At 72.1% G+C, this 25,106-nt stretch carries 26 protein-coding genes; 10 read left to right on the top strand and 16 right to left on the bottom strand.

All coding sequences use genetic code 11. From position 1 onward, the window contains the following. Positions 1 to 28 precede the first annotated feature (28 nt). Complete coding sequence (locus tag ABD269_RS28660; RefSeq protein WP_344122536.1) at positions 29 to 400, top strand: hypothetical protein; 372 nt, start codon at positions 29 to 31, stop codon at positions 398 to 400. On the opposite strand, the gene dapF is transcribed toward ABD269_RS28660, so the two are convergent. Further along, positions 358 to 1,365: a diaminopimelate epimerase gene (dapF, locus tag ABD269_RS28665; RefSeq protein WP_344122538.1), complete on the bottom strand. Its 1,008-nt coding sequence runs from the start codon at positions 1,363 to 1,365 to the stop codon at positions 358 to 360. The two genes, ABD269_RS28660 and dapF, sit on opposite strands and share 43 nt — an antisense overlap. Beyond that, positions 1,362 to 1,628 (bottom strand): hypothetical protein, encoded by a 267-nt coding sequence (locus ABD269_RS28670; protein WP_344122540.1) that lies wholly within the window; start codon positions 1,626 to 1,628, stop codon positions 1,362 to 1,364. Before ABD269_RS28670 ends, dapF begins: the two co-directional genes overlap by 4 nt. Positions 1,629 to 1,733: 105 nt before the next feature. On the opposite strand from ABD269_RS28670, the gene ABD269_RS28675 reads away from it, so the two are divergent. From ABD269_RS28675 to ABD269_RS28690, 4 genes are all read left to right on the top strand, one after another. Beyond that, positions 1,734 to 2,615, top strand: coding sequence for a GntR family transcriptional regulator (locus tag ABD269_RS28675; RefSeq protein ID WP_344122542.1), 882 nt, complete (start codon positions 1,734 to 1,736; stop codon positions 2,613 to 2,615). A gap of 65 nt (positions 2,616 to 2,680) precedes the next feature. Further along, complete coding sequence (locus ABD269_RS28680) at positions 2,681 to 3,589, top strand: hypothetical protein (RefSeq protein WP_301893733.1); 909 nt, start codon at positions 2,681 to 2,683, stop codon at positions 3,587 to 3,589. Positions 3,590 to 3,753: 164 nt separating this feature from the next. After that, a complete protein-coding gene (locus tag ABD269_RS28685) occupies positions 3,754 to 4,755 on the top strand; it encodes a dihydrouridine synthase (protein WP_301893734.1) in 1,002 nt (333 codons plus the stop codon). 246 nt (positions 4,756 to 5,001) lie between these two features. Beyond that, positions 5,002 to 6,000, top strand: coding sequence for a PP2C family protein-serine/threonine phosphatase (locus ABD269_RS28690; RefSeq protein ID WP_344122718.1), 999 nt, complete (start codon positions 5,002 to 5,004; stop codon positions 5,998 to 6,000). Here the strand turns inward: ABD269_RS28690 and ABD269_RS28695 are convergent. Beyond that, positions 5,993 to 6,415: a YjbQ family protein gene (locus ABD269_RS28695; protein WP_344122546.1), complete on the bottom strand. Its 423-nt coding sequence runs from the start codon at positions 6,413 to 6,415 to the stop codon at positions 5,993 to 5,995. The genes ABD269_RS28690 and ABD269_RS28695 overlap by 8 nt on opposite strands. A gap of 54 nt (positions 6,416 to 6,469) precedes the next feature. Further along, the gene (locus ABD269_RS28700) at positions 6,470 to 6,937 is read right to left on the bottom strand and encodes a DUF5994 family protein (protein WP_344122548.1); all 468 of its coding nucleotides are present in this window, start codon (positions 6,935 to 6,937) and stop codon (positions 6,470 to 6,472) included. A 236-nt stretch (positions 6,938 to 7,173) separates the two neighbouring features. Here ABD269_RS28700 and ABD269_RS28705 point away from each other — a divergent pair, with 236 nt between their 5' ends. Both ABD269_RS28705 and ABD269_RS28710 read left to right on the top strand, forming a co-directional pair. Further along, complete coding sequence (locus ABD269_RS28705; protein ID WP_344122550.1) at positions 7,174 to 7,440, top strand: hypothetical protein; 267 nt, start codon at positions 7,174 to 7,176, stop codon at positions 7,438 to 7,440. Between the two features lie 77 nt (positions 7,441 to 7,517). Continuing rightward, a complete protein-coding gene (locus ABD269_RS28710) occupies positions 7,518 to 7,772 on the top strand; it encodes a hypothetical protein (protein WP_301893738.1) in 255 nt (84 codons plus the stop codon). Between the two features lie 13 nt (positions 7,773 to 7,785). Here the strand turns inward: ABD269_RS28710 and ABD269_RS28715 are convergent, their stop codons facing one another. From ABD269_RS28715 to ABD269_RS28725, 3 genes are all read right to left on the bottom strand, one after another. Beyond that, entirely contained in the window at positions 7,786 to 8,769 is a 984-nt protein-coding gene (locus ABD269_RS28715; protein ID WP_344122552.1) for an aldo/keto reductase, read from the bottom strand. Then, complete coding sequence (locus ABD269_RS28720; RefSeq protein ID WP_344122554.1) at positions 8,766 to 10,130, bottom strand: sugar porter family MFS transporter; 1,365 nt, start codon at positions 10,128 to 10,130, stop codon at positions 8,766 to 8,768. Before ABD269_RS28720 ends, ABD269_RS28715 begins: the two co-directional genes overlap by 4 nt. Before the next feature lie 204 nt (positions 10,131 to 10,334). Further along, a complete protein-coding gene (locus tag ABD269_RS28725) occupies positions 10,335 to 11,213 on the bottom strand; it encodes a DUF4190 domain-containing protein (protein ID WP_301893741.1) in 879 nt (292 codons plus the stop codon). A 465-nt stretch (positions 11,214 to 11,678) separates the two neighbouring features. Between ABD269_RS28725 and ABD269_RS28730 the strand changes: the two genes are divergently transcribed. Continuing rightward, positions 11,679 to 12,617, top strand: a complete 939-nt coding sequence (locus ABD269_RS28730; RefSeq protein WP_344122557.1) for a phenylalanine 4-monooxygenase — start codon at positions 11,679 to 11,681, stop codon at positions 12,615 to 12,617. 83 nt (positions 12,618 to 12,700) lie between these two features. Next, a complete protein-coding gene (locus ABD269_RS28735; RefSeq protein ID WP_344122720.1) occupies positions 12,701 to 14,503 on the top strand; it encodes a S9 family peptidase in 1,803 nt (600 codons plus the stop codon). Here ABD269_RS28735 and ABD269_RS28740 read toward each other — a convergent pair. The 5 genes from ABD269_RS28740 to ABD269_RS28760 all read right to left on the bottom strand — a co-directional run bounded on the left by ABD269_RS28740 (position 14,430) and on the right by ABD269_RS28760 (position 19,875). Then, positions 14,430 to 15,317: an SURF1 family protein gene (locus ABD269_RS28740; protein WP_344122559.1), complete on the bottom strand. Its 888-nt coding sequence runs from the start codon at positions 15,315 to 15,317 to the stop codon at positions 14,430 to 14,432. The genes ABD269_RS28735 and ABD269_RS28740 overlap by 74 nt on opposite strands. A 109-nt stretch (positions 15,318 to 15,426) precedes the next feature. Next, entirely contained in the window at positions 15,427 to 16,557 is a 1,131-nt protein-coding gene (locus ABD269_RS28745; RefSeq protein WP_344122561.1) for a hypothetical protein, read from the bottom strand. After that, positions 16,554 to 17,132 carry a SigE family RNA polymerase sigma factor gene (locus ABD269_RS28750; protein ID WP_301893747.1) on the bottom strand — a complete coding sequence of 193 codons (579 nt, stop codon included), beginning with the start codon at positions 17,130 to 17,132 and terminating at the stop codon, positions 16,554 to 16,556. Before ABD269_RS28750 ends, ABD269_RS28745 begins: the two co-directional genes overlap by 4 nt. A gap of 374 nt (positions 17,133 to 17,506) precedes the next feature. Then, positions 17,507 to 18,607: an aspartate-semialdehyde dehydrogenase gene (locus ABD269_RS28755; RefSeq protein WP_301893749.1), complete on the bottom strand. Its 1,101-nt coding sequence runs from the start codon at positions 18,605 to 18,607 to the stop codon at positions 17,507 to 17,509. Beyond that, a complete protein-coding gene (locus ABD269_RS28760; RefSeq protein WP_116213049.1) occupies positions 18,604 to 19,875 on the bottom strand; it encodes an aspartate kinase in 1,272 nt (423 codons plus the stop codon). The genes ABD269_RS28755 and ABD269_RS28760 overlap by 4 nt, the downstream gene beginning before the upstream one ends. 295 nt (positions 19,876 to 20,170) lie before the next feature. Here ABD269_RS28760 and ABD269_RS28765 point away from each other — a divergent pair, with 295 nt between their 5' ends. Further along, entirely contained in the window at positions 20,171 to 20,941 is a 771-nt protein-coding gene (locus ABD269_RS28765; protein WP_344122565.1) for a hypothetical protein, read from the top strand. Positions 20,942 to 20,948: 7 nt separating this feature from the next. On the opposite strand, the gene ABD269_RS28770 is transcribed toward ABD269_RS28765, so the two are convergent. The 4 genes from ABD269_RS28770 to ABD269_RS28785 form a co-directional block, all read right to left on the bottom strand. Then, a complete protein-coding gene (locus ABD269_RS28770; protein ID WP_301893752.1) occupies positions 20,949 to 21,605 on the bottom strand; it encodes a DUF5063 domain-containing protein in 657 nt (218 codons plus the stop codon). Then, entirely contained in the window at positions 21,598 to 22,197 is a 600-nt protein-coding gene (recR, locus tag ABD269_RS28775) for a recombination mediator RecR (protein WP_301893753.1), read from the bottom strand. The genes ABD269_RS28770 and recR overlap by 8 nt, the downstream gene beginning before the upstream one ends. A 97-nt stretch (positions 22,198 to 22,294) precedes the next feature. Continuing rightward, complete coding sequence (locus ABD269_RS28780; protein WP_344122568.1) at positions 22,295 to 22,633, bottom strand: YbaB/EbfC family nucleoid-associated protein; 339 nt, start codon at positions 22,631 to 22,633, stop codon at positions 22,295 to 22,297. A gap of 181 nt (positions 22,634 to 22,814) precedes the next feature. Next, complete coding sequence (locus ABD269_RS28785) at positions 22,815 to 25,052, bottom strand: DNA polymerase III subunit gamma and tau (protein WP_344122570.1); 2,238 nt, start codon at positions 25,050 to 25,052, stop codon at positions 22,815 to 22,817. Positions 25,053 to 25,106 lie beyond the last annotated feature (54 nt).

A 25,106-nucleotide genomic window follows, 5' to 3' on the forward strand; every position in this document is an offset into this window, starting at 1 on the left:
ATCATCCGCCCCATCCGAATTGGTACTGATGGCCACTTCACCTTCGTCCACCGCCTCCGGCCACCCCGCACAGAATCGGCCGTTCACGCCCGGCACACTGATCGCCGCGCTGTGGGTGCCGCTCGCGACCGTTGTCGGTGTGCTCACTTCCTGGCAGGTGCAGAGCATCGACCGCGACTGGGTCGAACGACAACAGGCGGCATGTCGGCACATGCCCTTCCCGAAAGCGGAACATGTCGCTGCATGGACAGGGCCGGTCCTCGGCATTTCCGCGGTCGTTGCCTGCGTACTGCTCGCCAGGCGGATCCGCCGGCAGTACGGCGTCCCGCTCTGGGAGACGAAGCGAGGGCTGGTGGCTTACATCGGTGTGTGGCCCGGTGTGCTGACGATTCCGCTGTAGCTGTTCCTGCTGTACGCGACGTACGCGCCCGTCGAGTCGGGTCCCGTTCTGGGCGACTGCGGGTAGGGACTGTCGGTCCCCCACGCGCTACGGCTGAGCGTCAAACCGGTCGTGCCTTGGGCGACGATCGCGGCAGGGCCGGTGAGTTTCATGGCGCCGTCGGGGAGCACCTCCACGGAGAGCCTGCCGCCGGGGGCGTCGACGATGTAATGGGCGGGGGCTGGTCGCGCGGCCCGTCTCATGGCCGCTGCGACCGCGGCGCAAGCGCCGGTGCCGCAGGCCTGGGTTTCTCCCACTCCGCGCTCGTGGACTCGCAGGGCGAGATGGCCCGGGCCGCGGTCGACGACGAATTCGACGGTGACGCCGAGAGGGTAGGCGTCGGCCGGCCCGACGGTGGGGGAAGCCCGGAGGTCTCCTGCGTGGGCCAGGTCGTCGACGAAGACAACGGCGTGGGGGTTGCCCATGTCGACATGGCACGCGGCCCAGCGCCGCTCCGCCACGGCGACTTCGGCGCCTGCGGTGTCCGGCAGTTCGGGGTGTCCCATCGAGACGGTCACCGGCCCCTGGAAGGCGGGGCTTCGGTGGGGCACGTGCACCCGGCGGATTCCGGCGCGGGTCGCGATCGGAAGCGTCCCGGGCAGGCACAGAGCGGCGTCCACGAGATAACGGGCCAGTACGCGGATGCCGTTGCCGCACATCGCGCCGTTGCTGCCGTCGGCGTTGCGGTAGTCCATGAACCACTCGGCCTGTGCGGCCATGGCGGCGGCTTCCGGGTCGGCCGCGCAGCGGACCGCTCGCAGGATGCCGTCGGCGCCGATGCCCGTGCGCCTGTCGCACAGGCGCGTCACGTCACCGGCGGACAGGACGAGCTGTCCATCGGGGTCGGGCAGGACGATGAAGTCGTTTCCCGCTCCGTGACCCTTGGCGAAGGGGTGTGCGGTGACGTCCGGCACTCGAGTGGTCATGGACGGGCGTCTTCTCCCGACTCGAAGCGCAGCCAGGCGACTTGCCCGGTCTGGGTATCGGTCAGGCCGAACGTGGTGCCCAGGTCGAGAATGGCGACGAAGCTGGACCAGTGGCGAGCGGCGGGCTCGGTCACGTCGATCTCGATGAGGACCGCGTGAGGTTCTTCGGTCACGCGGGGCCGGGCCCCCGTCAGGGCAGTGAGCTGTGCGATCGCCGAGTGGATCGCGGCGACCTGGCCGTCATAGCCCACTGCATTCACCATTCGATCAGCCTTCGGTCACTCAAAGTGACTTCTAGTTAACTAGCTTCTAGTTAACGGGCTAGATTGTCAATCCGTACAGGTCAGCACTGCGGGTGAGGAGAGGGAATGGCTGGCGGCAATCCGACGTCCCCGGCTCCTTACCTGCGCGTGGCTGCCACGCTCCGTGACCGTGTCGCCGTGGGCACCTGGGCACCCGGCGACCGGCTGCCCTCACGCGGAGAGCTGGGGCGCGAGTTCGGCGTGGGGGAGAACGTCATCCGGCGCGCGCAGGAGCTCCTGATCGCCCAGGGCTTGCTCGAAGGCCGGCCGGGCTCGGGGACGTACGTCCGGGCGCCGTACCAGCGCCGCCCCATGCTGCGCACCCCCTCGCACGGGCCGGGCGCCGGCCTCGGCCGCCCCGGACTCGCACCGGCCGGGTTCCACGGCACGTGGGAGTCGGAGAGCATCGCCAAGATCCCCGCGCCTCCGGCCGTCGCCGCCCGCCTGTCCATCGAGGCAGGCGCCCAATGCGTGCGTACCGCCTACGAGTTCCTCTCCGAGCGGCAGCCGGTGATGCTGTGCACCAGCTGGGAGCCGATGGCGCTGACCGGAGGCACCATGGTGGTCCTCCCCGAGGGCGGACCCCTCGCGGGGCGTGGCGTCGTCGCCCGGATGGCACACATCGGGATCACCGTCGGGCGGGTGGCGGAAGTGCCTCGTCCGGTCCAGGTCACCCGCGACCAGGCCCACCTGCTGGGGATCGCGGCCGGCTCACAGGCGACCTTGATCGAACGCACCCATTACGACACCGGCGGGCGTCCGGTGGAGACCGCGGACATTCTCGTCCCGGCCGAGCGATGGGACATCACCTACGACATCCCGCTGGTTGCGGAGCCGGAGGTGCACGCGACGCCGGAACGGGCTCCCCGCGGGCTGCGATCCGGTGTCGGCCGCGAGGCACGCCCGGGACAGGTCAGGCGGACCGGGGGGCCGCCACGCACCGTGTGACCGGCGCTCGAAGAGAGCTCCGGCGACCCGGTGTTCGCGAACATTTCGAGGGAGGGGACCCTGTCATGCCTGCACCACGCCGCGATCCGGCGACCCGCGTTGTCGACGCGCTGGCATCGCCCGTACTGAACGCGCTCATCGGATTAGCAGGGATCGCCGTCCCGGTCATCGCCTGGGTCAACGCGCGCTCCAGCGTCAAGAACAGCCTCCTGATGGCGGAGACCGTGATCGTCATCGTGATGACGGCCAATCACTTGTGGCTGCGCAAGGCATTCATCACTCTGCGGCGGGTCACCAACCTCAAGACCATGGATGACGCGCACTATTACGATCTGGTACGCGCCCAGCTGGAGAACGAGCTGATCTCCGACTACGGCGAGATCGCCGACGGGCATCTGCGGGTCTACGCGAGCGAAGTCCCGCGCCTGTCCGTCCTGTTGGTCAAGACGCTCATCGATTCACAGTCGCTGCCCAAGAAGATTCTGGCGGCGGACCTCACCACCAACCCGTCCCTGCTCACCCGCCGCCGCGAATACCTGACCGCCAACCGGCGCCTGATCGAGGCCGGCGGAAGCATCGACCGGCTGTTCATCGCCTACCAGGACGACCTGATCCGCGAGGACTACGCACGTCCCCTCCTCCAGCTCGTCGACCACCACCGCCAGCTGGGCGTCACCTGCGGGCTCGCCGTCCGCGACCGGCTGCGCGCCGACCAGGCGGTGGACGTCGTCATCATCGCCTCCGCCGCCGTGCTGGTGGAGGAGGAGCAGGGGGACGCCGACTACACCAGGGGCCGCAGCAGCGTCTACTTCAAGGGCGTCGAGCGCTGGACCGGCCGGTTCGAGTCGGTGTGGGGGCACGGCGCCGACTCCGCGCCCATGGCCCTGCAGACCTACGAGACCCTCGCCCGGCCGATGCTGGACTCCGGCACCTGGGACCGCGACCGCGTCAAGCCGGCCGTCGAGGCCCTGTAAAGCCCGGAGCCACCCTGCCGAACCTCGCACACGAAACGGCTCCTGCCTCCGGGCAGGAGCCGTTTCCCGTATCGGTCGACACAAGAAGCTAGTTGACTAGATGCACCGTGGGTCACGATCATGCGGAAACGTTCGCCCGCCTTCCGCCTGCTCGGGAACCGTCCATGCTGCTCTCCTTAGCCGTCATCGCCGTCGGCGTCGCGCTCCGCCAGCCCGACCGGGCCTGGTTCGCGCGAAGACGCCCCCATGCCGCCGGCTCCTCCCAACTCATAGCCCTCCAGCGCGCCCACGCCAACAACTGGACACCGGTCCTTCTCCTGACAGGACAGTGGCTGCAGATACTCGGGTGGTGGATGCTGGCCGGCCAGGGCCCCCTTGGCGCGACGGCAGCCGCCATGGGCGTGGCGGCCAACTTCCGCCATCTGCAGGAGATCAGCCACTTCGCCGTCCACGGCGTTCTCGCTCGCACGGCCCGCGCCAATCTGTTGCTCGCCGAGCTCTTCGCGCATCACCCGCTCGCACTCGGCCCGGCGGTCGCACGCCGCGAACGACACGTGCGCGGTCACCACCCCAATGCCACCCTCGTCGGCGTGGACCCCAACCTCACCGAGCTTCGCCAGGCCGGACTGCGCCCAGGCGCCACCCGCGCAGGATTCGCCACCGCGCTCCTGCACCCGCTCACTCCGCGCGGCATCCGGACCACCACGGCGACGCTCATCGCCAACCTGCGCCGCTCCCCCGGCCGGGCCGCTGCCGTCGGCGCCGTACTCGGCACCGCATACCTGGCAGGCGGATGGACCGCCGTGATCTGCGGCGCGCTCGTCCCACGGATCCTGCTCTACCCACAGCTCGCCTGGCTCAGCCTGCTCGTCGAACACACCTGGTTCGACCCCGACCCCCGCACCGGCTCCCCGGCCTGGGTCGAGGCCGGCCGCTGCCTGCGCCTGTACCCGCGGAACCGCGCCCTGGCCGCCATCGCCGCCGCCACCTGGCTGCCGTACGGCGACCTCCACCACTACGCGCACTCCGCCCACCCCGCCGTCCGCTGGAACTACCTCACGGCCCTCGAGCGCCACCTGGGGCCGCCCCACTTCGCCCCCGACGGACTCCTCCTCGGCGGCCGGTCCGTGGCCCGACGGCACCTCGATGCCCTCACCGCGCCCTGACCTGCATAAATGACAGGCGCGCAGGTCGCGGCCCCGCCCGAGTGAGGAGTGGATCAAGGAAGCGGGCCCTCCGGTCCGGCCTCGGGTCAGTCCAAGGCGCCGCGTCCACCTCGTGTGGATATGCTATGAAATGTGATCAAGCCTGGGCGGCTCCGCGACAGCCTCGGCCGGGGGCCGTTTACTGTGCTGTCACCGGTGGTCCTCACCGTGGTGATCGCCAGCCTCGCGTACACCACTCCCAGAAGCATGGCCTTCAGCCGCCTTCTGCCGGCGGCGCCCGCGCTCGCCGCCGCCATGTGGCCCGTGCTCCCCACCGTTCTGCTGGGGACGGTCTGCCTCTTCCTCATGATCGGGCTCGGCATCGTGTTCCCCGACCTGGGGACGGGGTACACGGCGGCGGGGATCGTCGCGGTCACCGTGGCCGCCGCGTACGGAAGTCATGTCCGGCTCAAGCGGGAGCGGACGCTGTTCCAGGTCCGGCTCGTCGCCGACGCGGCGCAGCAGGTGGTGCTGAGCCCGATGCCGCGCCGGTTCGGGGACGTCGAGGTCGAGTCGCTGTATCTCGCGGCCGCGGCGGAGGCCCGTATCGGCGGCGACTTCTACGAGGTGGCCGACACGCAGTACGGGGTCCGGCTGCTCATCGGCGATGTGCGGGGCAAGGGGCTGCCGGCGGTGGGGGCGGCCGCGGCGATGGTCAACTCCTTCCGGGAGGCGGCCTACGGCGAGGCCGACCTGGGCTGCGTCGCGCGCCGCATGGAGGCCAGCAGCACCCGTTACAGCGCCGCGTTTCCGCCCGAGGACCTGATGGAGCGCTTCGCCACCGCCCTTCTCGTCGAGATCCCGCACGAGGGCAGCCACATCGGAATCCTCAACTGCGGGCACCCCCCGCCGCTGCTCCTGGGCCGCGGGGGACTGCGCGTCCTGGAGCCCACCGCCCCCTCGCCGCTGCTCAACCTCGCGGCGTTGATCGGCGATCACTACAGCACCGACACCTTCGGCTTCACCCCCGGCGACCTGCTGCTTCTCTATACCGACGGCGTCACCGAGGCCCGCAACCACAGCGGCGAGCTCTTCCCGCTGGCGGACTGGATGCGCCGGCAGCCCCCGGCACGGCCCCGCCGGCTGCTCGACGCCCTGCACCGTGACCTCCTCCGCTACAGCAGAGGGGGCCTCGACGACGACATCGCCGCCCTCGCCGTGCGCTTGCGGGAGCCTCCGAGGGACGACCGGAGACCGTTCAGCTGAGGAAGGACAGCCGGACCTGGCGGTCGGGGTTGCCCCGGTCGGTGTTCACCAGCACCACGGACTGCGAGTCCCCCAGCTCCAGCTCACCGTCGACCACGGGCAAGGTGGCGTGTGGCGGGACCAGGGCCGGCAGCGCGTGGCCACGGCCGTGGTCCGGGCCGCCGTGGCGGTCCCGCCAGCGTTCGTCCGCGGGGAGGATGTCGCGGAGGGCCGCCAGCAGGTCGTCGTCGCTGCCCGCGCCGGTCTCGATGACGGCCAGGCCGGCCGTCGCGTGGGGAGTGAAGACGTTCAGCAGTCCGTTCCGCCCGTGAGCGGCCTCCCGGAGGAACGCGGAGCAGGCGTTCGTCAGATCGTGCATGGTCTCGGCGGAGCCGGTCGTGATGGTGATCGTGCGGGTGGTGAAGGTGCCAGCCATGGCTCATCCGTACCCGTTGCCGAGCGGAGGCGTCACGGCCGGACGGGTTGTTGTTCAGGCCCGCCCGTCCGCATGCGTGTCGATGAGGATCTGTTCGGCCTCGGTGACGTTGTCGGCCCGTACGGCCCTGGCCATCGCGGCGTGTGCCGCGTCGGGTTCCGTGCCGGGCGGGACGACCAGCAGGACGAAGTGGTCGTTGTCGCCCCGGGTGATGAGCACCGTGTCGTCGCCGACCGGGAAGGAGTCGATGTGCACGACACGGCCGTCGATGACCAGGCGCACCGGGAGCTCCTCCCAGGCGCTCGCGTCCAGGCCGACGCGCGTGACCGGGCCGAGGTGCTCGGTCAGCGCGCTGATCAGGACGGGGAGCTCGGCTGCGATGTCGCGGGAGCGGGGCCACCAGGCGCCGTCCAGAATGCCCTCGCGGGTCCGCGTCGTCTCCAGCCGCAGGAGGGCCGTCCCGGGTCTCACGGCCCGGTGGACCGCCTCCGGCGGGAGGTGCGGGCTGTCGGAATCGGCCATGGTGGTTCGCCCGTCTCCGAGAATCCGGCGCATCGGTTCCGCCGGGACCGCAAGGGGCGGCCGCCGGGCGGAGCGCCGCGGTGTTCCCACCGTACGCCGCACACCGGCCGCGCGCCCGTAGCCGGGAAAATGCCTGGTCGCGCACGGTCCGTGGGGCGCGGCCCGGAGTAGGGTGAAAGGACCGGGGCCACCGCGCACACCGGCTTCCGCTCCGTCCGGGTAGGGATGTGAGGACCGTGGAGATCGTCGTCACCCTGGTCGTGGCTCTCGCCGTGGTCGCCGTGGGAGTGCTCCTGATCCATCTGCTCAATGCCCAGCACGACCGGCGGATCGCGGGCTTCCACTACAGCGGCGTCCTGCCGTGGCGCGACAGCCGGAGCCGGAACCGCCCGCGGTCGGAGATCGACCCCGCCGGGCCCCTCTTCGTCCGCGCCCGCGGCGAGCAGCCGCAGCGGGGCCGCGGACGACACGGACTCTTTTCCGACTGGGGGCGACGGGGGTGACGGCGAAACGCGTCACCCCCGCCGACACATCGCCTCACACCGGGGCACCCCGAGAACATCGCGAGAACGAGGACGGCATGAAACCTGCGGAACCAGTGCCCCCGGCGGGACGTGCCGACGTCCGCATCGTCTCCGCCTCCCCCGACACCGCCCGCCGCGTCGCGGAAGTGCTCCGGCGCTGCTTCGACTCCACCGAGCAGCGCAGCTACCCGGCCGGTCGTGAAGGCGGCACCCGGCTCCACCTCACCGTGGACACCACGCAGCCCGCCGAGCCCGCGCGCTCCTGGCTGACGACAAGCCGGTCTCCGGCAGCGGAGGAGGAGCGCGGCTGACGCGCTCCCCCGGTCACTCCCCCGGCAGCAGCCCGGCCTCCGCCAGGTCCCGCCACAGGGCCGGTGGGACGGCGGTGGCCGCCCATCGCGTGTTCGCCGCCACCTCGGCCGCGCTGCGCATTCCCACCAGGACCGATGCCACCGCCGGGTGACGGGCGGGCCAGGCCAGGGCCGCGGCCGGGAGAGGGACGCCGTGGCGCTCGCAGAGTGCCGCCATGCGGCGGGCGCGGGCCAGGGTCGCCGCGGGCGCCGGGGCGTAGTCGTAGCGGGCGTCCGCCCCGGGATCGGCGAGGATCCCGCTGTTGAAGACCCCGGCGGCCACCACCGCGACGCCGCACCGCTCGCACAAGGGGAAGAGGTCGCGTTGCGCGCTGCCGTCGAGCAGGCTGCACCGGCCCGCGCACAGCACCACGTCCACGTCGGTCTCGGCGACGAAGCGGGCCAGCATCGCCGTCTGGTTCATGCCGGCCCCTATCGCCCCGACGACGCCTTCGTCGCGCAGCCGGGCCAGCGTGGGGTACGCCTCCCCGACCGCCTGCGCCCAGTGCTCGTCCGGGTCGTGGATGTAGAGCACGTCGACCCGGTCGAGGCCGAGCCGGCGCAGGCTCTCCTCGACGCTGCGCAGCACGCCGTCCCGGCTGTAGTCGCGCACCCTGGCCCGGTCCGGGGCGCCGGTGAACTCCGTACCGTCCGCTCCGGACCCGGGCGCGAGCAGGCGGCCGACCTTGGTGGAGACGGTGAACTCCCCGCGGGGCAGCCCGGACAGGGCCGCGCCGAGCCGTTCCTCGGACAGTCCGGCGCCGTAGTGCGGGGCGGTGTCGAAGTAGCGGATGCCCGCTTCCCAGGCCGCGCGTACGGTCCGTACCGCCCGCGCCCGAGAGACCGGCCGGAAGAGGCCGCCGAGCGCCGCCCCGCCCAGGCCGAGCCGGGTGACCGGCACGCCGGACCGGCCGAGGATGCCGCGGCCGGTGGGGCCGCCCGGTACGGCGGTGCTCATGTGTGCCTCCAGTGCCGTTCGATCTCCTCCAGGGACCGTCCCGCCGTCTCCGGCACCCGCCTCGCGACGTACCACGCGCCCGCCGCGGAGAGCGCGGCGAAGACCAGGAAGACCGAACTGCCCATGGCGTCCAGGGTGTCGGGGAAGGCCAGGGAGAAGGCGAAGTTGCCGAGGTACTGGGCGAAGGTCACCACGCCCATGCCGATCGCGCGGGCCCGCAGCGGGAGCGCCTCGGGGCAGTACAGCCAGAAGACCGGGCCCAGGCCGAACCCGAAGGCGAAGGTGTAGAGGAAGACGCACGCGACGGCGAGCACGGTGACGTCGGGGAAGGCCGCGAGGGCGACCATGGGCGGCGCCTGCGCGGCCAGGGAGAGCGTCAACAGCTTGACGCGTCCGGCGCGTTCGATGAACGGGAGGGAGAGGGCGGTCGACAGGACGAGCGCGGCGCCGACGCCGTAGTTCGCCATGGTGCCCGCCTCGGCCTCCCCTCCCCCGGCGACGTGGGAGAAGATGACCGGCGCGTAGTACACCACCGCGTTGATCCCGGTGAAGACCTGGAAGAACGTCAGCGTCAGGATGATGCGCAGCGCCGGGCGGTAGGTGCCGAGCAACTCGCGCGGCCCCGCGTGCTGTTCGGCGAGGCTCTCGCGGATCTCCCGCACCTCGTCGTCGGCCGCCCGCCCGGAGGGGCGCAGCAGGCCCAGCACCCGCCGCGCCTCGGTCTCGCGCCCGCGCGTCATCAGCCAGCGCGGTCCGGCGGGGCTCTCCGCCATCCCGGCCAGGAAGACGACCGCGGGGAGCGCGCCGAGCCCCAGCATCCACCGCCAGGCGCCGGCCGCCGAGAGGGCGTCGTCGACGGTGTAGGCGAGCAGGATGCCGATGTTGACGGCGAGTTGGTACAGCGCGGTGATCCGCCCTCGCAGCTGCTTCGGCGCGAGCTCGCTGAGGTGGATGAGGCCGAACATGTTGGCCAGGCCGACGGCGAAGCCGAGCACGAAGCGCGAGGCCATCAGCACCGCCGCGTTCGGTGCCACGCCGCATCCCACCGAGCCGACGACGAAGATCCCGCCGGCCACGATCAGCAGCTGCCGGCTGTCCCAGCGCCGCGCGGCCAGCGCGCCGCCGACGATGGCGGGCAGCGCGCCGAGCAGGATGAGGCTGGTGACCAGCCCCTGTTCGGTGGAGTTCAGACCGAAGCGCGAGGTCAGCGGGTCGAGCGCGCCGGAGATCGCGCCGGAGTCGTAGCCGTAGAGCACTCCGGACAGCCCGCCGAGCACGGCCACCAGGTGCACCCGCCTGGGCACCGCCTCCCGCCCGGCCCCCTTGGCCGCCGCTCCCTCACCGAGCCTGATCTGTGCCACGGGACCTCCTCGGCCTCGTTCGGCCTCACGGGGACGCGTCCATGGGGCCATTGGGGCAGATCCGGCGGGGAATTCACAGATGGCGTCGGGGGGGTGCCGTACGGCTTACGGCTTCGGCGGGTGGGTCCGCGCGGGCGGGCAAACGCGGAGGGCCGGAGCGATGTCGCCGCTCCGGCCCTCCGCGCGTTCAGACGCCGCGCCCCGTCACTTGACCGGGCCGCTCCAGGCGGCTTCCTTGTAGGTGATCGAGCCCGGTTCGACGCTGATCTCCATGCGGTCGCCGGCCTTCTTCTCGGGCACCAGGTAGACGTACGTGCCGGTGAGCGACTTGCCCGCGTGCGGGCGGCCGGTGATGCCCTGGTTGAAGCTGACGCCCTTGCGGAAGTCGTAGGTGCGCTCCAGGCCCGCGCCGTCGCCGTCGCGCGCCTTGACCGTGGTCAGGTCGAGGTCCACGGTCTTGTCGGTGCCGTTGTCGATGGTCACGACGACCATGTAGGCGACGTAGCCCTCCTTGGCGCTGTGCTCGCTGAGTTCAGTCTTCTCCGGCTGCGCGACCGTGACCTTGAGGCCGTTGGCGTAGCGGGCCGTCTTGCCGAAGTCGAGGCTGTGGCTGTCCGCCTTCGTCCGGCCGTCGTCCTCCTCCTCGGAAGGCGACGGATCCGCGCTGGCGGACGACTCGAGCTCCTTGGTCTCCTTGTCGAAGTCCCTTTTCACGTCGCGGACGAAGCTGACGGTCAGCAGCAGGCCGACGACGGACAGGACGCAGGCGATGCCGCCGAGCACGGTGCCCGCGATCGCCATCGGCTTGTTCGTCGCCACACCGTTGCGCGCGCGGCTCCAGCCGACGATGCCGAAGATGAGGGCGAGGATGCCCAGGAGCACCGTGAGCCAGAAGAGGAACGGCACGAATCCGCAGCCCACGCCGATGACGCCGAGCACCAGCGCCGTGACCCCGGCACCGTTGCTGGGCGGCCCGGGCGGCGGCGGGGGAAAGCCGAGCGGCGGCGCCGGCGGCATCCCCCAGTGGGGCGGAGGGGGCTGCATTCCCGGCGGCTGCATGCCCGGCATTCCCGGCTGCTGCATGTGTGGAGGCATGCCGGGCGGCTGCGCACCGAAGGGCATGCCCGGCGGCATGCCGGGCGGCTGCGTTCCGGGCGGCTGCGTTCCGGGCGGCTGCGTTCCGGGCGGCTCTGTTGCGGGGGCTTCCGTCGCAGGAGGCTCCGTCGCGGCGGCCTCTGTTGCAGGGGGCTCCGTTCCGGACGGCTGCGTTCCGGTGGGCTCCGTAGCGGACGGCTCTGTTCCAGACGGCTCCGTACCGGACGGCGGCGGAGAAGGTATCGGCGGCGGGGTGGTCATGCACGCGGCTTTCTGAGGCGGTACGGAGAGGGCTGAGGCAGTGCGAACGATCTTGCGGATCTTTGTCAACTTTTAGGCAAATGTTGACGAAGCGTATCCCGCACGCCGCGCGACAACGGCACCCCGGTACACCTCGCGGACCCAGCCATCACAGTGGTTACCGCCCGGATCGACATGGGCACCCTGTGTGTCATGAGCGATGCGCGGATGCGGACACCGGTCACGCCGGACGGGCACCTGGGGAGTGCGGCGGAGCACCCCGGGCGGCACGACAGGCGGTACCTGGAGCGGCGGGCGTCGCTGGTGCGGCTGGCCCGCGGGCACCGGGTGGGCGACCCCTCGCCGCACGTGACGTACACCGAGAGCGAGCACGCGACCTGGCGCACGGCGCACGCGGCGCTGACCTGCGCGCACCGCGAGCACGCGCACCGCGCGGTCCTGGAGGCCGCCGAGGACGCCCCCATGCCCGCGGACCACATTCCGCAGCACGCGGAAGTGAGCGCCAGAATGCGGGAGTTGTCGGGGTTCGCGTTCACGCTCGCCGGAGGGTTCGTGGAGAACCGGCGCTTCCTCGGCTCGATGGAGCGCGGGTACTTCCACGCCGTGCAGTTCGTACGGCACCCCTCGATACCGCTGTACACACCCGAACCGGACGTGATCCACGACGTGTTCGGGCACGGCATCCACCTGTCCTCCCCCCGCTTCGCCGAGCTCTACCGCCTCTTCGGGCGGGCGGCCCTGCGGGTCCGTACGCGCCGGGCCCTGGAGCTGATCAGCCGGGTGTACTGGTTCACGCTGGAGTTCGGCGTCATGGCGGACCGCGGGGAGACCAAGGCGTACGGCGCGGCGCTGCTCTCCTCCTCCGGGGAGCTCGCACAGCTGGGCCGGTGCGAGATCCGCGAGTTGGACCCCCACGCCATGATGCGGACGCACTACCGCGTCTCGGGGTACCAGCCGGTGCTGTTCCGCGCGCGGTCGCCCGAGCACCTCACCGACACGCTCGCGGCCTTCCTGGACGGCTTCGACGACTCCTGGACGGCACCGGTGGAGCGCTTCGGCCCGGGAAGTTATCCACAGGCTGTGGCACCCCGCGGCACGTTGTCCGACCTGCAGCGCAGAATGGGGCCATGACTGAGAGCAACGGGGCCGAGCAGACCGGCGGGATCACGCAGGACGAGGGGGCCGCGCCGGGCGAGGCGGCGGCACAGGCGGCCATGCCGGACTGGGAGAAGCGCTTCCGGGCGCCGCGGGTCGGGCTGCCGCAGTGGGCCGAGGACGCCCCGGACCGCTCGCTGTTCGTCTCGAACGTGACGGGCACCTTCGAGCTGTACGCGTGGGACCGCGCGACGGGCGAGCAGCGCCAGGCGACCGACCGGCCGAACGGCACGACGGGCGGCGTGCTGTCGCCGGACGGCGAATGGATCTGGTGGTTCTCCGACGCGGACGGCGACGAGTTCGGCGTCTGGATGCGCCAGCCCTTCCACGGCGGGGCCGACGAGCCGGCCGCGCCCGGCCTGGCCCCCTCCTACCCCAGCGGCCTGGCCCTGGGGCGGGACGGCACCGCGGTCGTCGGCCGGTCCACGGACAAGGGGGGCTCGACCGTGCATGTGGCGCGCCCCGGCGCCGAGCCCGTCGAGATCTACCACCACGAGGAGTCGGCTGGCGTCGGCGACCTCTCCCACGACGGCACCCTGATCGCCATCGAGCACACCGAGCACGGCGACGCCATGCACTCGGCGATCCGGATCGTCCGCACCGACGGCACCACCGTCGCCGAGCTGGACGACACCCGCGGCGGCACCGAGGAGCTGGGGCTGACCGCCATGGGCTTCGCACCGGTCGACGGCGACTGTCGGCTGCTGGTCGGGCACCAGCGGCGCGGCCGCTGGGAGCCCATGCTGTGGGACGCGGCGACCGGCGAGGAGACCGCGCTGGCCCTCGACCTCCCCGGCGACCTGCACGCCGACTGGTATCCGGACGGCTCCGCGCTGCTCGTCGAGCACAGCTACCGGGCGCGCAGCGAGCTGTGGCGGTACGACCTGGCCGGCGGCGGCCTCAGCAGGCTCGACACCCCCGAGGGCACGGTCTCCGGAGCGCTGCCGCGTCCGGACGGCACGGTGGAGTTCGTGTGGTCATCGGCGGCGACGCCGCCCGCCGTCCGCTCCACGAGCGGGCAGCTGGTGCTGGAGCCGCCGCGCGTGCCGGGCGGCATCGGCCGCGCCCCGCACTCGGTCCCGGTCTCCGACGCCTGGGTGGAGGGGCCGGGCGGCAAGGTGCACGCACTGGTGCAGAAGCCGGAGGGTGAGGGCCCCTTCCCGACGGTCTTCGAGGTCCACGGCGGCCCGACGTGGCACGACAGCGACGTCTTCGCCGCCGGGCCCGCGGCCTGGGTGGACCACGGCTTCGCGGTCGTCCGCGTCAACTACCGCGGCTCGACCGGCTACGGCCGCGCCTGGACGGACGCCCTCAAGCACCGGGTGGGCCTGATCGAGCTGGAGGACATCGCGGCGGTGCGGGACTGGGCCGTGGCGTCCGGCCTCGCCGACCCCGGGCGGCTGGTCCTCGCGGGCGGCTCGTGGGGCGGCTATCTGACCCTGCTGGGCCTGGGCACCCAGCCGGACGCCTGGGCGCTGGGCCTGGCGGCCGTGCCCGTCGCCGACTATGTGACGGCCTATCACGACGAGATGGAGGCGCTGAAGGCCCTGGACCGCACGCTGCTGGGCGGCACCCCGGAGGAGGTGCCGGAGCGCTATGCGGCGTCGTCGCCGCTGACGTACGTCGACGAGGTGCGCGCGCCCGTCTACATCTCGGCGGGCATGAACGACCCGCGCTGCCCGATCCGCCAGATCGAGAACTACGTCGACCGGCTGAAGGACCGCGCCCACCCCCTGGAGGTGTACCGCTACGACGCGGGCCACGGCTCACTGGTGGTGGAGGAGCGGGTCAAGCAGCTCCGGCTGGAGATCGCTTTTGCGGAGCGTCACCTGGGCCGTCGTCCGGACCGCTCGGAGGGGTAGGCCCTTCGGTGCCCGCGGGGCCGGCCGGTCCGGCGGGCTCGTCCGGTGCGATGCCGAGCGCGAGGTCCCGCGCGGCCTCGGCCTCGCGGCGGAAGAGGCGGAACCACATGAAGACGACGAAGCCGGCGAAGACGAACCACTCACCGGTGTAGCCGAGGTTCTGGAAGGCCTTGAGGTCCAGGCCGCTGCCGGGCGCGGCGGCCGGGGGCACGGGCGTCATCGCGCCCTGCGCCCCGGGCGCGGTGATCCACGCGTCGTACACCTCGTACGGCACGAGGTTGACCAGCGTGGCCGCGCTGATGATGCCGAGCTGCCCCTTGGGCAGGCCGCCGGCCTGTACGCCCCTGGAGCCCGGGCTCTCCGAGGACTGCAGGGCACCGGTGACGGTGACGTGGCCGGCCGGCGGCGCGGGCACGGCGGCGGCGTCGGTCCTGGAGTCCGCGTCGCCGGGCAGCCAGCCGCGGACGACGGGCAGGGCCTTGCCGCCGTCGGTCCGCAGCAGGGTGAGGACGTAGAAGCCCTTGCGCTCGTCCAGATCCCGGTCGGGGACGAGCAGCTGGTGCTCGGTGTCGTAGCGCCCGCCGGCGACGGCCTGCCGGCCGGAGGTCTCGGTGCTGACCGGCAGCAGGTCGGCCAGTGGCTCGGCCGTGGCGGTACGGGCGTCATCGGCCTGTGTCTGCGCCGCGCGGTGCGAGTCGACGCGGGTTTCGAAACGACTGAGCTGCCAGCTGCCCATGAAGAGGCAGAAGGGGATCGACAGCACGGCGAAGGCGTTGATCCCCCACCAGCGGGAAGTCAGCAGGAACCGATACACACCCCCACGGTACGGGCACGCGCGGCGCCCGCGGCGGGCGGCCCCGGAACTCGTCCGGGTGCGCTGGAGAGTGCGGGTCCGTACCGCGCTGACGCGCCGTCCGGGACGGCTAGGGCGCCGTCGGCAGAGGACCGGTCCGGTAGACGGTGCCCGCGCACGCGTCGCCGATCTTCGTGTCCGCTATCGCGGGCTCGCCCACGTCCGGGGTGTGGCTGAGCACCACGCTCGCCGGAGGCGGGGGCGGACCGGGGTCGGTGGCCGTGGGCCGGTTCTCGGCGGCGGACGCGCCCGCCGCCGGAGTTGCCGCGCTGCCGGCCGGCGAGGGCGTCGCCCCGCCCGTGCTCTTCGCGCATCCGCTGCGGCCGCCGTCGGGGGCCGGGATCCAGGCGAACTTCACCTCGTACGCCTGGCCGGGCTGGAGGATGACCTCGCTGGGCTCGGCCGTCGGGTTGGGCAGCCCGGTCGCGGCGTCGCCGGGCGTGTGGTCCACGACGGAGACGCGCGCGCTGTCGGCACTGCCGCGCGCGCTGGCGGCGACCGTGCCCGGCCCCGCCACCGTGCAGACGGCGCGGGAGATGTTGACGACGCGGAAGGCGCCGTAGACCCGGCCGTCCTTGTCGGCGGCGCCGACCGTGCCGGTGCCCTTGCCCAGCTGGTCGCGGTCGCAGGTGGGCGAGATCGCGGCGAAGGTGTTCGCGGGGTCGGGGATGCTGCCGCCCGGGGAGCCGGACGGCTTGATCTCGTTGTCCGGCTTGTTGCCCTCGGGCCTGCGGCCCTCGTCGGCCTCGCGGTCCTTGCCGACCGGGGGGTTGTCCGGGCGGGCCCGCCCGCCTTCGACGACCCCGTCGCTCAGGCCCTCGTCGGCCTCCTGCTGGCTGTTCTGCGCGCTGGCGGTGTTGGCGTGCCGTTCCTCGGTGGTGATGCCGGTGCCCGCGACGTGCAGGAGCGCGGGCAGCGCCGTGCCGCCGAGGATCACCGCGGCCGCGACCCCGACGAGGGCCTGGCGGCGGCGCGTACGCCGGGCGGGCACGGCGCGCCGCAGTTGCTCCAGCGCGTCGGCGGACGGTTCGAGCTCGTCGACGGCGCCGCGCAGCAGCTGTCGCAGGGCCTGCTCGTCGAGCGGCCCGGGCGCCCCGGACTCCGGCGCTCCGGGCGGCGTACCGTCGCTCCCGCCCTCGCCCGAACCGCCATCAACCGGACCCTCACCGCGCAGGGGTCCGCCGGGAAACTGCTGGTTCATGCCGGAGCCTCCATGGCGACACGGAGCGCCGCGATGCCCCGGGAGCCGTAGGCCTTGACCGACCCGAGCGAGAGGCCCAGGGTCTCGGCGACCTGGGCCTCGGTCATGTCGGCGAAATAGCGGAGGACGAGCACCTCACGCTGGCGGCGCTGCAGTCCGCGCATCGCGGTGATCAATTGGTCTCGCTCCAGCTGTTCGTACGCACCCTCTTCGGCGCTCGCCATGTCGGGCATCGGCTTGGAGAGCAGCTTCAGCCCGAGGATGCGGCGGCGGAGCGCTGATCGGGACAGATTGACGACAGTCTGCCTCAAATAGGCGAGGGTCTTCTCCGGCTCCCGGACGCGGCTCCGCGCGGAGTGCACCCGGATGAATGCCTCCTGCACCACGTCCTCGCAGGACGCGGTGTCGTCGAGAAGCAGCGCCGCCAGGCCGAGCAGCGACCGGTAATGGGCGCGGTAGGTCTCGGTGAGGTGGTCGACTGTGGTGCCCGCTGCCATCGCCTCGTCAGCATCCCCGCGCTGGGGCGGCAGCTGGGCGGCGGGACGGGTGGTGGGCCAGGGAGCGATCACCGGCATACCGCCCGGCGTGCGCGGACGCGGACGCACTGCACTGCTGCGCCGCGGGGCGGTTGCGATGCTGATGACCTCTGCCACGCCTGTTGGACACGCTTCCCCCCGTCAGGGTTGTACGCGCGAGGCATCCCGTGTGACACGACACCGCTCGACGGTGCGTCATATGCCCTCATGCGTACCAGCTCTTCCTCGATGCCCCGATTTTGGCGCCACCCCGAGAGACGGCAACAAAGACGCTCCCCGGCCGGACGGCGGTTGCGGCGCGGGGCCACGGCCGCACCCGCCGAACGGGGTGTGAATAGTCGAACACACCATTCACCCAGCTCAAGAGGTCTGGACCAACGACTTGATCACAGGACCTTCACGGGTCCTCCAGATTAGGGAGCCGTCAGCTCCGCCGCCACGACTTCGGCGATCTGGGCGGTGTTGAGCGCGGCACCCTTGCGCAGGTTGTCGCCGCAGACGAACAGCTCCAGGGCGTTCGGATCGTCCAGCGAGCGCCGTACGCGGCCCACCCAGGTGGGATCCGTCCCCACCGCGTCCGCGGGGGTGGGGAACTCGCCCTCGCCCGGGTCGTCGACGAGCACCACGCCCGGAGCGTTGGCCAGGATCTCGTGCGCCTGCTCGACGGTCACCTCGTTCTCGAAGCGCGCGTGCACGGCCAGCGAGTGGGTGGTGAGCACCGGTACGCGCACACAGGTCGCGCTGACCCGCAGCTCCGGCAGCCCCAGGATCTTCCGCGACTCGTCGCGCACCTTCAGCTCCTCGGACGACCAGCCGGCCTCCCGCGGCGACCCCGCCCAGGGCACCACGTTCAGCGCCAGCGGAGCCGGGAACGGCCCCAGGTCGTCCCCGACCGCCCGCCGCACGTCGCCCGGCTTCTCGCCAAGATCCGTGCCCGCGACCGCGGCCAGCTGCGCCCGCAGCGTCGCCACGCCCGCCTGACCCGCGCCCGAAGCTGCCTGGTACGAGGCCACGATCAGCTCGCTCAGCCCGAACTCGGCGTGCAGCGCGCCCATCGCGACGATCATCGACAGCGTGGTGCAATTGGGGTTGGAGATGATCCCGCGCGGTCGCACCCGCGCCGCGTGCGCGTTGACCTCGGGCACCACCAGCGGAACGTCCGGGTCCATCCGGAACGCGCCGGAGTTGTCCACCACGACCGCGCCCTTGGCGACGGCCACCGGCGCCCACTGCGCGGCCACCTCGTCCGGCACGTCGAACATCGCGACGTCGACGCCCTCGAACGCCTCCTCGCTCAGCGCGACGACCTCGGTCTCCGCGCCCCGGACGATCAGCTTCCGGCCCGCCGAGCGGGCGGACGCGACGAGGCGGACCTCGCCCCACACGTCCGCGCGCTGCGACAGGATCCCGAGCAGCACCGTCCCGACGGCGCCCGTGGCGCCGACGACGGCGAGGGTCGGCCTACGGCCCGTACCCCCCGAGGGGACACGGGCCGCAGAGCCGGCGCCGGTCATCGACCGGTGCCTCCGTAGACGACGGCCTCGTCGCTCTCGGTGTCCAGGCCGAAGGCGGTGTGCACGGCGCGCACGGCCTCGTTCACGTCGTCGGCACGCGTGACCACCGAGATGCGGATCTCGGAGGTCGAGATGAGCTCGATGTTCACCCCGGCGTTCGACAGCGACTCGAAGAAGGTCGCCGTGACCCCCGGGTTCGTCTTCATCCCCGCGCCGACCAGCGAGATCTTGGCGATCTGGTCGTCGTAGCGCAGCGAGTCGAAGCCGACCCGGTCCTTCGTGCGCTCCAGCGCCTCGATCGCCTTGCGCCCCTCCGTCTTCGGCAGGGTGAAGGAGATGTCGGTCAGGCCGGTGGACGCGGCGGAGACGTTCTGCACGACCATGTCGATGTTGATCTCGGCGTCCGCGATCGCCCGGAAGATCGTCGCCGCCTCACCCGGCTTGTCCGGCACCCCGACGACCGTGACCTTGGCCTCGGAGGTGTCGTGGGCAACACCCGAAATGATCGCCTGCTCCATCGGCTGGTCCCCTCGCGGTTCGTTGCTGACCCAGGTGCCCTGGAGCCCCGAGAAGGACGAGCGCACGTGGATCGGGATGTTGTAACGGCGTGCGTACTCGACGCAGCGGTGCAGCAGCACCTTGGAGCCGGAGCTCGCCAGCTCCAGCATGTCCTCGAACGAGATCCACTCGATCTTGCGGGCCTTCTTCACGACCCGCGGATCGGCGGTGAAGACCCCGTCGACGTCGGTGTAGATCTCGCACACCTCGGCGTTCAGCGCGGCGGCCAGGGCGACGGCGGTGGTGTCGCTGCCGCCCCGCCCCAGGGTGGTGATGTCCTTCTTGTCCTGGGACACACCCTGGAAGCCGGCCACGATCGCGATGTTGCCCGCGTCGACGGACTGCTGGATCCGCCCCGGCGTGACATCGATGATCCGCGCTTTGTTGTGGACCGAGTCGGTGATGACCCCGGCCTGGCTACCGGTGAACGACTGCGCCTCGTGACCGAGGTTTTTGATCGCCATCGCCAGCAGCGCCATGGAGATGCGCTCCCCGGCGGTCAGCAGCATGTCGAATTCGCGTCCGGCAGGGATCGGGGAAACCTGCCCGGCGAGATCGATCAACTCGTCCGTCGTGTCACCCATCGCGGAAACCACGACAACCACACGGTTGCCGTTCTTCTTGGCTTCCACGATTCGCTTGGCAACCCGCTTGATGCCTTCGGCATCGGCAACGGAGGAGCCTCCGTACTTCTGCACGACAAGGCCCACGTGCGCTCCTCGCAGCTATGTGTAATGCGGTCGGCTCAGTCTAACGAGCGACTGCTTTCGGCCATGCGGATACCGCATGCTGAGACGGTTTCGCCGTCGCCGGTCCCCCTGCCCGCCGTACCGGCCCTCACGCTCGAAGGTAACCCAGCTCACACCCCTTCCGGCACCACCTTGCCGCCCGCGCGCGGGTGCCGGGGCGCCGTCGCCGCCCGGAGGGGCCTGGGGAAAATGTGCGCATGACAATCAAGCACTTCTGCTTCGCCCTGCGGAGCATGCGCATGCTGCTGGGCCCGCGATGAGCGCCGCGTCCCCGACGGCCCGCGCGCAACGGCGGTCGACGCTGGTCACAGCGGTGGCCGGCGTGGTCTGCGCGATCGCCGCGGCGTATCTGCTGCTGGTCACCGTGCCCGGGGCGCGGGCCGAGCAGCGCGCCTTCAAGGCCGCGCACCCGTGCCGGTCCGACGCGGTGTCGAAGAAGTGCCTGCGGCCGGCGGCGGCCACCGTGAACGGGACCGAGACGGTCACCTCGGGGAAGTCGGTGCAGCGGTGGCTTTCGGTCACCGAGGACGACGGCACCCGCCACCGCATTCTGATGGCCGGGCGGCCCTCCGTCGTCGGCAAGGTCAGGCCCGGCGACCGGGTCACGGTCACCCACTGGCATCACAAGAGCCGCTTTGTCGACTTCCACAACCGGCGGCAGCCCACGGACGACGACCCGCGGGGCGGCTACCGCCTGCCGTACGCGATCGCCCTGGGCCTGCTGCCGGTGGCCGCGGGCTTCCTCTGGGCCGCGTACCGGTTCGGCCGCCGCTCCACGGACTCGCCGCGGCGTTCGCTCCGGCAGATCGCGCTTCCGTCGGCCGCGGCCCTCCTCCTCGGCGTGCTCGGCGCCGCCATGCCGTGGTTCCTCCGCAGCGTGTGGACACCCCTGCTGATCACCGGCGCGGGCACCGCCGCGCTGCTGGCCTGGGTCGTACTGGCCGCCCGCCGCGACCGCCCGCGGAACGACGACGCGGCCGCCGCGCGCGTACCCGGCGGCGAGGAGGTCCTCGCCGCGGGTCCGTGAGCCGCGGCTAGGAGTGGCGGATCCCCAGCGGGGCCGCGATCTCCTCGGCCATCACCCGCCCCGCCTCCTCGGCCAGCTGCTCCTCCGTCGCCGCCGCGTCCGTGTCCAGGCCGTTCAGCTCGTCCAGCGGCTGGTCCAGGCGGACGTGCGCGACCAGCGACTGGAGCGCCCGGAGCGCCGCGGAGGCCGTGGGGCCCCAGTTGGACAGGTACGAGAACTGCCACCACCACAGCGCCTCGCTCACGCGGCCGTCGCGGTAGTGGGCCATGCCGTGCCGCAAGTCGGTGATGATGTCGGCGAGGTCGTCGGAGATCCGGCAGGCGACGGGCGCGCTGCGCGGCACATACGGGTCGAAGACCTCGGAGTAGACGTCCACCGGGTCCAGCAGCAGGGCGAACCGCTCGCGCAGCTCGTCGACGTCCGGCTCCGGGCCGACATCGGGCTCGTACCGCTCGTCGGGGAGGAAGTCCTCGTGCGCGCCGAGCCGGCCGCCGGTGAGGAGGAGCTGGGAGACCTCCAGCAGCAGGAAGGGCACGGCGCTGTCCGGCTCGTCGCCACGGGACACCTCGGCGACGGCGACGATGAAGCTCTCGATCGAATCCGCGATCTGGACGGCGAAATCATCGGGATCGCGTTTGGCGTCATGCAGCGTTGCGTCAGACATCGAGAAGTCGTCTCCCTTCGAAGGCACGCCCGAGCGTGACCTCGTCGGCGTATTCAAGGTCTCCACCCACAGGAAGACCGCTGGCCAGCCGCGTGACCTTCAAACCCATGGGTTTCACCATGCGCGCGAGGTACGTGGCGGTGGCCTCCCCCTCCAGGTTGGGGTCCGTGGCGAGAATCAGCTCGGTGACGGTGCCGTCCGCGAGCCGCGCGAGCAGCTCACGGACGCGCAGATCGTCGGGGCCGATGCCCTCGATGGGGCTGATGGCCCCGCCGAGGACGTGGTAGCGGCCGCGGAACTCGCGGGTCCGCTCGATCGCGACGACATCCTTGGACTCCTCCACGACACAGATCACCGAGAGGTCGCGGCGCGGGTCCTGACAGACCCGGCACCGCTCCTCCTGGGCGACATTGCCGCAGACGGCGCAGAAGCGGACCTTCGCCTTGACCTCGGTCAGGGCGTGCGCGAGCCGGCGGACGTCGGCGGGCTCGGCCTGGAGGATGTGGAAGGCGATCCGCTGCGCGCTCTTGGGACCGACGCCGGGCAGCCTGCCCAGCTCGTCGATGAGGTCCTGGACCACGCCTTCATACACGGATCGAATGCTCCTTCTGCTTCTGCGGTCTCTGCTTCTTCGGTTGTCGTAAGGGGCCGGGCCGTAAGGATCCGGGCCTTAAGGGCTCGGGCCGGTGCTAGAACGGCAGCCCGGGGAGGCCGCCGCCCAGGCCCGCGGTCAGCGGGCCGAGCTTCTGCTGCTGGATCTGCTGCGCGGCGGCGTTGGCGTCGCGGACGGCGGCGACCACGAGGTCGGCGAGCGTCTCGGTGTCTTCGGGGTCCACGGCCTTGGGGTCGATGACCAGGCCCTGGAGCTCACCGGCGCCGGTGACGGTGGCCTTCACCAGGCCACCGCCCGCGGTGCCCTCCACGGGCGTACGCGCGAGCTCTTCCTGGGCCGCGGCGAGATCCTGCTGCATCTTCTGGGCCTGCTGGAGCAGCTGCTGCATGTTGGGCTGGCCACCACCGGGGATCACGGTTTCGCTCCTGGCTGTCGACGTCAAACCTTCGGTAGCCCGAGCCTACGTGTTCGCCGCTTGCTGCGCCCTATGGTCTACGGCTACGCATCCTGTTCGATCCGCGCCTTGACCACGGGCCGGGCGAATTCAGGCCTGCCCGGCCTTCGCGGGCCGGAACCCGGGGGTCCCGGCACCGCCCCTACTCGTTCGCGATCTCCTCGATCACCGTCGCCCCCAGCTCGCGGACGATCAGGTCGTGGCCGGTGAGCGCGGAGTCGACCAGATCCGGGTCGTCCTCCTCCGGCATGTCGTCCTCCGGCGCGACCGGCGGCGGCTCCGGCTCCCGGTGGACCGGTGCCGCCGGGGGCGGGCCCTGGCGCTGCTCCTGCACGGGAGGCGCCGCGGGCGCCTGCGGGGGCCGCGGCGCGAAACCCTGGGCCGCCGGGGGCGCGGCAGCGGGCATCGCCTGGCCACCGCCGGAGCCGTGCGTACCCGCGTAATTCACCACCGGCCCGCCGGCGCCGGCGCCGCCACCGGGCGAGACGACGAGCTCGACCTTCCACTGCACGCTGAGCGCGTCACTGATCGCCTGCCGCAGCACCTCCTCGCTGCCGCTGTTGGCGAAGCTGTCCCGCGCCCCGGCGTTCGCGAAGCCGACCTGGAGCGTCGTGCCGTCGAAGCCGACGATGTCCGCGTTCTGGCTGAGCACGATCCACGTGAAACGGCGGCGGTTCTTGACCGCCTCCAGGATCGTCGGCCACATCTGCCGCACCTGGCTCGCGTCCCCGGAGGGCTGCTGCGCCTGCGGGGCGGCCTGCTGCGGAGCGCCGTACGACGCCGGGGCGGGCGCGGCCGGAGCGGCGGCCCCCTGACCGGGCGAGGCGGCGGACGGCCACGCACCGGCGGCGGGCTTCGCGGCGCCTCCCTGCCCGGGAGCGGCGGCGGACGGCCAGGCGCCCGCGGGGCGCGCGGCGGCCTGAGTGGTCTGAGCAGGTGCCTGCGGCGAGGAACCGGGCGCGGCCGCGGAGGGCCAGGCTCCGGCGGGGGCCGCGGGGGCGCTCACCTGAGCGGCGGGCGCGGGCTGCGCCGGGGCCACCGGGGCGGGTGCGGCTGCCGGAGGCACCGGGGCCGTCGGGGCCGGTGCGGCAGCGGGGGTCACCGGAGGAGCCACGGGGGCGCCGGAAACCGCCGCCCGCGCGGCCGCGGGCCCGGAGAGCCCCGGGACGGGCGCCCCATGCCCCTCGGGCCCGGGGACGTACCCGAGGGAGGCACCCGCGAGGGCCCCGCGCTCCAGCTTGTCGAGCCGGGCCCGCACCGAGCGCTCGTCCTCGTACGCCGCGGGCAGCAGCACGCGCGCGCAGATCAGCTCCAGCTGGAGCCGCGGCGAGGTCGCGCCGCGCATCTCGGTCAGCCCCTCGTTGACCAGGTCGGCGGCGCGGCTGAGCTCCGCCGCGCCGAAGACGGAGGCCTGCGCCTGCATGCGCTCCACGACATCCACGGGGGCGTCGATGAGCCCCTTCTCCGCGGCGTCCGGCACCGCGGCGAGGATCACCAGGTCGCGCAGCCGCTCCAGCAGGTCGGCGACGAAGCGGCGGGGGTCGTTGCCCCCCTCGATGACACGGTCGACGACCTCGAACGCCGCGGCACCGTCGCCCGCCGCGAAGGCGTCGATGACGGAGTCGAGCAGCGAGCCCTCCGTATAGCCGAGGAGGGACGTCGCCATGGCGTATGTCACACCATCCTCGGCGGCGCCGGCGAGGAGCTGGTCCATCACGGACATCGAGTCACGCACGGACCCCGCGCCCGCCCGGACGACCAGCGGCAGCACGCCGTCCTCGACGGGGATGTCCTCCCGGCCGCACACCTCGCCGAGATACTCCCGCAGGGTGCCCGGGGGCACGAGCCGGAACGGATAGTGGTGCGTACGCGACCGGATCGTCCCGATGACCTTCTCGGGCTCCGTGGTCGCGAAGATGAACTTCAGGTGCTCCGGGGGCTCCTCCACCACCTTCAGCAGAGCGTTGAAGCCCGCCGAGGTGACCATGTGGGCCTCGTCGATGATGTAGATCTTGTACCGGCTGGAGGCGGGGCCGAAGAACGCCTTCTCCCGCAGCTCACGGGCGTCGTCCACACCGCCGTGGGAGGCGGCGTCGATCTCGATGACATCGATCGAGCCCCGGCCGTTGCGCGCGAGGTCCTGACAGGACTGGCACTCACCGCAGGGCGTGGGCGTGGGGCCCTGCTCGCAGTTCAGACAGCGGGCGAGGATGCGCGCGCTGGTCGTCTTGCCACAGCCGCGCGGCCCGCTGAACAGATATGCGTGATTGACCCTGTTGTTGCGCAGCGCCTGCTGCAACGGGGTGGTGACATGCTCCTGCCCGATGACCTCGGCGAAGGACTCGGGGCGGTAGCGGCGGTAAAGCGCGAGGGACGACACACCTACGACGATATCGGGCCCCACTGACAAGTGGTCTCGATCACAGAGAGCGCG

The sequence above is a fragment of the Streptomyces blastmyceticus genome (genome assembly GCF_039521185.1).
GTDB lineage: Bacteria > Actinomycetota > Actinomycetes > Streptomycetales > Streptomycetaceae > Streptomyces > Streptomyces blastmyceticus.